Source organism: Stenotrophomonas terrae, from assembly GCF_001431465.1.
GTDB classification, from domain to species: domain Bacteria; phylum Pseudomonadota; class Gammaproteobacteria; order Xanthomonadales; family Xanthomonadaceae; genus Stenotrophomonas; species Stenotrophomonas terrae.
This window is the reverse complement of sequence record NZ_LDJJ01000045.1, coordinates 1-6,808: the sequence shown is the minus strand read 5'-3', so window position 1 is coordinate 6,808 and position 6,808 is coordinate 1. Positions and strand designations below refer to the sequence as shown.

General features: G+C 63.6%; 9 protein-coding genes. 8 read left to right on the top strand and 1 reads right to left on the bottom strand.

All coding sequences use genetic code 11. The features are described from left to right. Positions 1–94: 94 nt before the first annotated feature. The 8 genes from ABB27_RS13365 to ABB27_RS13330 all read left to right on the top strand — a co-directional run bounded on the left by ABB27_RS13365 (position 95) and on the right by ABB27_RS13330 (position 6,561). The gene (locus ABB27_RS13365) at positions 95–1,897 is read left to right on the top strand and encodes a DUF885 domain-containing protein (RefSeq protein ID WP_057629293.1); all 1,803 of its coding nucleotides are present in this window, start codon (positions 95–97) and stop codon (positions 1,895–1,897) included. Positions 1,898–2,189: 292 nt separating this feature from the next. Beyond that, positions 2,190–2,651: a GNAT family N-acetyltransferase gene (locus tag ABB27_RS13360; RefSeq protein WP_057629292.1), complete on the top strand. Its 462-nt coding sequence runs from the start codon at positions 2,190–2,192 to the stop codon at positions 2,649–2,651. Between the two features lie 102 nt (positions 2,652–2,753). After that, positions 2,754–3,149, top strand: coding sequence for a nuclear transport factor 2 family protein (locus tag ABB27_RS13355; RefSeq protein WP_057629291.1), 396 nt, complete (start codon positions 2,754–2,756; stop codon positions 3,147–3,149). A gap of 255 nt (positions 3,150–3,404) precedes the next feature. Continuing rightward, entirely contained in the window at positions 3,405–4,409 is a 1,005-nt protein-coding gene (locus tag ABB27_RS13350) for an NAD(P)H-quinone oxidoreductase (protein ID WP_057629290.1), read from the top strand. Positions 4,410–4,542: 133 nt separating this feature from the next. Beyond that, positions 4,543–5,124, top strand: a complete 582-nt coding sequence (locus ABB27_RS13345; RefSeq protein ID WP_057629289.1) for a TMEM175 family protein — start codon at positions 4,543–4,545, stop codon at positions 5,122–5,124. A gap of 77 nt (positions 5,125–5,201) precedes the next feature. After that, a complete protein-coding gene (locus tag ABB27_RS13340; RefSeq protein WP_057629288.1) occupies positions 5,202–5,669 on the top strand; it encodes an iron chaperone in 468 nt (155 codons plus the stop codon). A 45-nt stretch (positions 5,670–5,714) separates the two neighbouring features. Beyond that, entirely contained in the window at positions 5,715–6,242 is a 528-nt protein-coding gene (locus tag ABB27_RS13335) for a hypothetical protein (protein ID WP_152984578.1), read from the top strand. A 22-nt stretch (positions 6,243–6,264) separates the two neighbouring features. Beyond that, positions 6,265–6,561 (top strand): hypothetical protein, encoded by a 297-nt coding sequence (locus tag ABB27_RS13330; RefSeq protein ID WP_057629286.1) that lies wholly within the window; start codon positions 6,265–6,267, stop codon positions 6,559–6,561. A gap of 60 nt (positions 6,562–6,621) precedes the next feature. Here ABB27_RS13330 and ABB27_RS13325 read toward each other — a convergent pair. Then, positions 6,622–6,808, bottom strand: a 187-nt coding sequence (locus tag ABB27_RS13325) for a putative sulfate exporter family transporter (RefSeq protein ID WP_152984577.1), incomplete at its 5' end; no start/stop codon positions are given.

Below are 6,808 nucleotides of genomic sequence, written 5' to 3'. Positions count from 1 at the left end.
CGCCCGGGTCGGCAAGCTGCCACCAACCAACGGCATGTGCGGCACCGCCCCGCTCCGCCTATGCTCGTCGATTCCCTCAGTAACAGGATCACCGATGCGCAAGCACCTGCTCGCCGCCGCCCTGCTCGCCAGCCTCGCCGGCTGCCAGAGCGGCGAGGCCCCGACCGCTCCGTCCACTTCCGCCGAGCAGGCTGGCCAAGGCCAGGCCGACGCCCAGTTCGCCGAGCTGTCGAAGAAGGCACTGGACACCTGGATGCAGCTGTCCCCGGTCAGCGCCACCCAGATCGGCGACCACCGCTACGACAGCCAGCTCGATGACCTCAGCGCCGCCGGCCAGCAGAAGAGCCTGGAGGCCAGCAAGGCCCTGCTCGCCGAACTGGACAAGCTCGACGTCAGCAAGCTCGGCCGCGAGAACCAGGTGGACGCCGCCATCCTGCGCAACCAGCTGCAGTCGGACATCTGGTCCAACGAAACCATGCAGTCGTGGAAGTGGGACCCGCAGGTCTACAACGGCCTGGCCGGCAGTGCCATCTACGGCCTGATGGCGCGCGAGTTCGCACCGCTGCCCGAGCGCCTGAAGTCGGCCACCGCACGCATCGAGCAGATCCCGCAGATCTTCGCCGCGGCCCGCGCCAACCTCGACCCGGCACGCGTGCCGAAGATCCATGCCGAGACCGTGGCCAAGCAGAACCGCGGCATCCTCAGCCTGGTTGAAACCTTCATCGTGCCCAACATCGGCCAACTGGAAGCCGCTGACCAGGAACGCCTGAAGACCGCCATCGCCAACCTCACCAAGGCAGTGGAAGAACAGCAGACCTGGCTGGACAAGACCCTGGTACCCAACGCCAAGGGCGAGTTCCGCATTGGCGCCGAAAAGTACGACCAGAAGCTCAAGTTCTCGCTCAACTCCTCGCTGTCGCGTGCCGAGATTGGCGAGCGCGCCCGCGCCGAACTGAGCCGCGTGCGCAAGGACATGTACGGCATCGCCCAGGTGGTGTTGAAGGACAAGCCGGGCGCGCCGGAAATGCCGGCCAACCCGACCGATGACCAACAGCAGAAGGCCATCGAAGCCGCGCTGGAACTGGCCTATGCCGACAAGCCGGCCCGCGACAAGGTGGTTGACGACGCCAAGGCGGCGCTGGACCAGTCCACCGAGTTCGTGCGCAAGCACGACCTGATGACCCTGCCCGATGCGCCGGTCGACATCATCCTGATGCCGGAATTCCAGCGTGGCGTGGCTGTGGCCTATTGCGACTCGCCGGGCCCGTTGGACAAGAACCTGAAGACCTTCTACGCGGTCTCGCCGATTCCGGACGACTGGAACGACAAGCAGGTGGATTCCTTCCTGCGCGAATACAACAGCCGCATGATCCACCTGCTGTCCATCCACGAGGGCACCCCGGGCCACTACCTGGAAGGCTGGCACTCGGGCAAGTTCCCGTCCACGCTGCGCGCCGTATTGCGCTCTGGTCTGTTTGCCGAAGGCTGGGCGGTCTACACCGAGCGCATGATGCAGGAACAGGGCTACCTGGATAACGACCCGCTGTTCCACCTGGTGCAGCTGAAGTTCTACCTGCGCACCATTGCCAATGCCATCCTCGACCAGGGTGTGCACGTGGACAACTGGAGCCGCGAGCAGGCCATGCAGCTGATGACCCACGATGCCTTCCAGCAGGAAAGCGAAGCCTCGGGCAAGTGGGTGCGCGCGCAGCTCACCTCGGCCCAGCTGCCGACCTACTTCGTCGGTGCGCAGGAACACTTCGACACCCGCAAGGCGGTGCAGGACAAGCAGGGTGCCAACTTCAACCTGAAGGCCTACCACGACCAGATCCTGTCCTACGGCGCGCCGCCGGTACGCTTCGCCCGCCAGCTGATGCTGGAACAGCCGATCGAGTAAGCAACGGCGATTGTTTGAACGAAGAGCCCGGGAATATCCCGGGCTTTTCGTTACAAATATTCTTGACCGCGCATGCGCTCCCGCATAAATCCATGCGGCGCGACATTGCCAACAACACTGTTTGCACCACAAGATGGCCCCGGTGTTCAGCTGTGTTCAAGCGTGCCCGCGCATGAGCGTCGGTGATCGATGCTTTCGGGCATGATCGAACAAGCCTGTTCCGTGCCGCGCACGATGTTCCGATTGCTGTGCTGCACCCCAATTTGTACAAATTGAACAACCCGGTGCAACCATGACTATCGACTACGCCATCCTCCATGCAACTCCCACGGTCCAGGTCTACCGCAACCTGCGGCAAGCGGCCGGACTGAGCCCGAAGACATTGGAGGCCGCCAGCCGCGGACTGCCCAATACGCTCTTCGCCGTGCAGATCATCCATGACAGTGAAGTCGTGGCAATGGGCCGGGTGATTGGCGATGGCGGCACGTTCTATCAGGTGGTGGACATTGCCGTCACGCCAGCACATCAGGGGCGGGGACTAGGCAAGAAGATCATGCGCGAAATCCAGGCCTATCTGCAGCTTGCGGTTCCGCCGTCGGGCTACGTCAGCCTGTTGGCCGACGGTGAGGCCTATCGCCTGTACCAGCAATTCGGTTTCGCGCTGACTGCGCCGGCCACCGTTGGCATGGCGTTGAAGAATACGGAAGGTCCACACCACCTTCCCGGCAAGCTGCCGCAGGACCTACGGCAATGACCGTGCAACCCACAGGCCGTGCCGACTGGCAGCCCGCCAGCGTAAAGCGCCCGGAGCCCCGCATCAGCTGTGTACTTGTCTCAACTCCGGATTATCCATGGCATGAACAGCACACGTGAACGCAACCTCGAACGCGGCCACGCCGTGCTCGATTGGAACCGCAGGCACCTCAACTCCACATCGGTACTGGACGAGGCGCTTGTTGGGGAGTGCTTTGCCGAACATTTCGTGGTCGAGCCCAATGGCCGGCACTATGAAGCGACCCGCAGCACCTATCTGGAATTTCTCAATGGAATGAAGAAAGACATGCACGGCATCGACTACGAGGTCATCCATGCACTGGCCGACGAAGACAGTGTGGTCTTCGCGATGCTGGCCCACATCAGCCGCGGCAATGGGAAACACGAGACATTCCAGGCCATGCTGCTGATGCGTTTCGACAATGACGGCAAGGTCTGCCTCTGGCACGAGGTCTACGTCGCCCGGCCCATGCAGTGATCAGAGCACACCGATGTGCGCACTTCCGGCACACATCATGCGCAGCGCCCTGATGCCAACGACGCTTGCACTGAAGGCACCCGGTACCGCTTCATCTTGCGGCCAACGATTGCCCGGCGATGCGTCGGCGGCTCCACTGCAATCCAGACCGCACATGCCCGCGCTCAGCAGATAAATTCATATGCCCGTTCGTGCCTGCGAACAGAGGCGAACGTTATTGTCGAAGCCTTCGACCCTCATGCTGTCGCAAGCCCGATGAAGATCCCCGGCAAGATGCAGTTGATACAGCTGTCGGCAACAGGCGATGCCGACAATCTAAGGATTGCAAGCGGGCCAACGCCCAGACCGCGCAGTGGCGAAGTACTGATCCGCGTCGCTGCCGCAGGCATCAACCGCCCTGACCTGCTGCAACGGCGCGGTCTGTATCCACAACCACCGGGCGCGTCGGAAACGCTGGGACTGGAAATAGCCGGCACCGTGGTCAAGGCTGCGGCCGGCGTGCAGTCGCCGCGCGTGGGCGAGCAGGTCTGCGCCTTGTTGGCCGGCGGCGGCTATGCGGAATATGCGACCGCGCCTGCGACTCAATGCCTGCCCATTCCTGCCCGGCTGTCGATGCTGGAAGCCAGTGCCTTGCCGGAGGCTTTCTTCACCGTCTGGTCGAACCTGTTCATGCCCGGCAACCTGGGCGCGGATGAAAGCATCCTCATCCATGGCGGTAGCAGCGGCATCGGCACCACCGCCATCGCCATTGCCCATGCATTCGGCGCGCGCGTCATCGTCACCGCCGGCAGCGACGAAAAATGCCAGGCCTGCCTGCGCCTGGGTGCAAACCATGCCATCAACTACCGCACCCAGGATTTCGTCCAGCAGGTGCGCAGCCTGCAGGATGGCAAGGGAGTGGATGTAGTGCTGGACATCATTGGCGGGTCGTACTTCGCCAGGAATCTCGAGCTGCTGAACATGCGCGGGCGCATCATCCAGATCGGTCTGCAGCAGGGCTCGGAAGTCATGCTTCCCTTGCTTACACTGATGCAGAAGCGCGCCTCGGTGACCGGCTCAACCTTGCGCCCGCGCAGCATCGGCGAGAAAGCCGTCATCGCCCAACAACTGCGCCAGCAGGTATGGCCGCTGATCGAGTCGGGCAAGATCCGCCCGCCGCTGATTGACAAGGTATTCCCGCTTGCCGAAGCCGCACAGGCACATGCGTGGATGGAACGCGGCGCGCATATCGGCAAGATCGTCCTGCAGGTGGCGCACTGAAAGCCGGAGCGGCGGCGGTACCGCACCGCACCGCCCCTGCCCTGCCCTGCCCGCAGCACAAACACATCGTCAGCACAGTACGGCGTGCTAGGTTTCGCCGCAGACAACGGCGGCAAGCCGCCAGGAGCGGACGATGGGCAAGGGGCGGCTTGAGGCATTCAGTGACGGTGTACTGGCCATCATCATCACCATCATGGTGCTGGAGATGCGCCCGCCGGAGGGCGCTTCGTTCGACGCGTTGCGGCCGCTGCTGACTACCCTGCTCAGCTATATCCTGAGCTTCGTCTACGTCGGCATCTATTGGAACAACCACCACCACCTGCTGCAGGTCTGCCAGAAGGTCACCGGCAGCGTATTGTGGGCCAACCTGCACCTGCTGTTCTGGTTGTCGCTGCTGCCCTTCGCCACGCACTGGATGGACGACTACAACACCCAGCCGCTGCCCACTGCCTTGTACGGCTGCATCCTGCTGGGGGCGGCGATTGCCTACTGGATCCTGCAGCGGCGCATTGTCGCCGCCGATGGCGAGAACTCCCGCCTGCAACATGCGCTGGGCGGCGACTGGAAGGGCAAGTTGTCGCCCCTGCTGTATATCAGCGGCATCGCGCTGAGCTTTGTCGAGGTGCATCTGGGGCAGGCGCTGTATGCCATCACCGCCTTGCTGTGGCTGATTCCGGACCGGCGCATCGAACGCGAACTCGGCCGGGGTGACTGATCGGCAACGGTCTGCATTTCACACACATCCGCTCACTGCACGGTATAAAGCGACCTTCGCCCGCCCGAGCCCCTGCCATGCCCGAATCCAAGTCCAAGGCCAAATCCAGTGGCTTCACCGCCGCAGAACAGGCGGCGATGAAAGAGCGTGCGCGCGAGCTCAAGGCCGAGGCCAAGACCGGCAAGCTGAAGGCCGATGGCGAGGCCGAGCTGTTGGCCAAGATTGCCGAAATGCCGGCCGCCGAGCAGCAGATGGCGCGGCGCCTGCACTCCATCGTGACCGCCACCGCACCATCGCTGCTGCCCAAGACCTGGTACGGCATGCCCGCCTATGCGCGTGACGGCAAGGTGCTGGTGTTCTTCCAGGGGGCAAGCAAATTCGGCTCGCGCTATTCCACCCTCGGTTTCAACGACACCGCGATGCTTGATGACGGCCCGATGTGGGCCACGGCTTACGCACTGGCCGAACTCACGCCCGAGGTCGAGAAGAAGATCACTGCGCTGGTGAAGAAGGCGATGCGGGCACGCGGAAGCAGCCTGCAATAGGCAGGGGAAGCTTCAACCGCTATCGTTGGCTGCCCGATGCCAATCATGCATATGCGCTTCTGGAACTGGCTCTTCCCCCGCACGCCCCTGCAACTCTCCAGCCCGTTGCCGCCCGATCAGGCGGCGCAAGCCTTGCGCGCGGCCACTGCACGCGGCAATTTGACCGCCAACGGCACCGTGGTTGGCAGCGTGCGCGCAGGCCGCGTGCACCTGTACCACCGCAGCTTCCTGCGCAACTCCTTCAAGCCGCATTTTCGCGGCCAGCTGCAGGGTAGCGCGCAGGGTAGCGCGCAGGGTAGCGCGCAGGGCAGCGTGCTGCGCGGGCGTTTCGCTCCGCCCGTCCTGGTCGTGCTCTTCATGGCGTTCTGGATAGGTTTCTGCCTGCTGTGGAGCGTGGTGACGGCCCTGCAGCTTGGCGCGATCAGCCTGATGCACATACCCGCACTGCTGCCGGGCCTGGTGATGATGGGCTTCGGCATCGGCCTGGTGCGGCTGGGCCAGCACCTGGCCGCCGACGACCCGCGCATCCTTTCGCGGGTGATGCAGCAGGCGCTACAGTCCCCCACAGATTGAACCCGCACCCAAGGAAGCCGGCGTGTCCACCTCTCCCGACCCCACACTGGACCTGCAGAAGCTGCAGTTCGAAGTGATGCAGCAACTGGAAGTCATCGCCGACGACATCAAGGCTGGTCGGCTGGGCGCCGACGAAGGCTCGGCCAAAGCCAAAGCCATCATCGCGGCCAGCGAACAACAGCGTGTAGCAATGTTCAACGCCGCACTCAGTGTGACCCAACGCCAGCGCAGGCGTGGCTGGCTGCTAGCGCTGGCGGCCGTCGCCGCCATCGCAGTGGTGCTGGCCGGCCTCCTGCTGGCACGCATTGGCACAGTGTAAAGCGTAGTGCCGAGCCATGCTCGGCAGAGGCCTTCCCGATAACGCTTCAACACAGCGCCTTTACAACACCGCCCGCACGCCCAGATTGATCAGCATGCCGCCACCCAACAGCCAGGCGAACAACAGCAGGGCCAGCAGCATCGGCTTGGCACCGGCCTGACGCAGGGCGGAAGCGTGGGTGGTCAGGCCCAGCGCCGCCATCGCCATCGCCAGCAGCACGGTATCCAGGTCCACCAGCACCTTGACC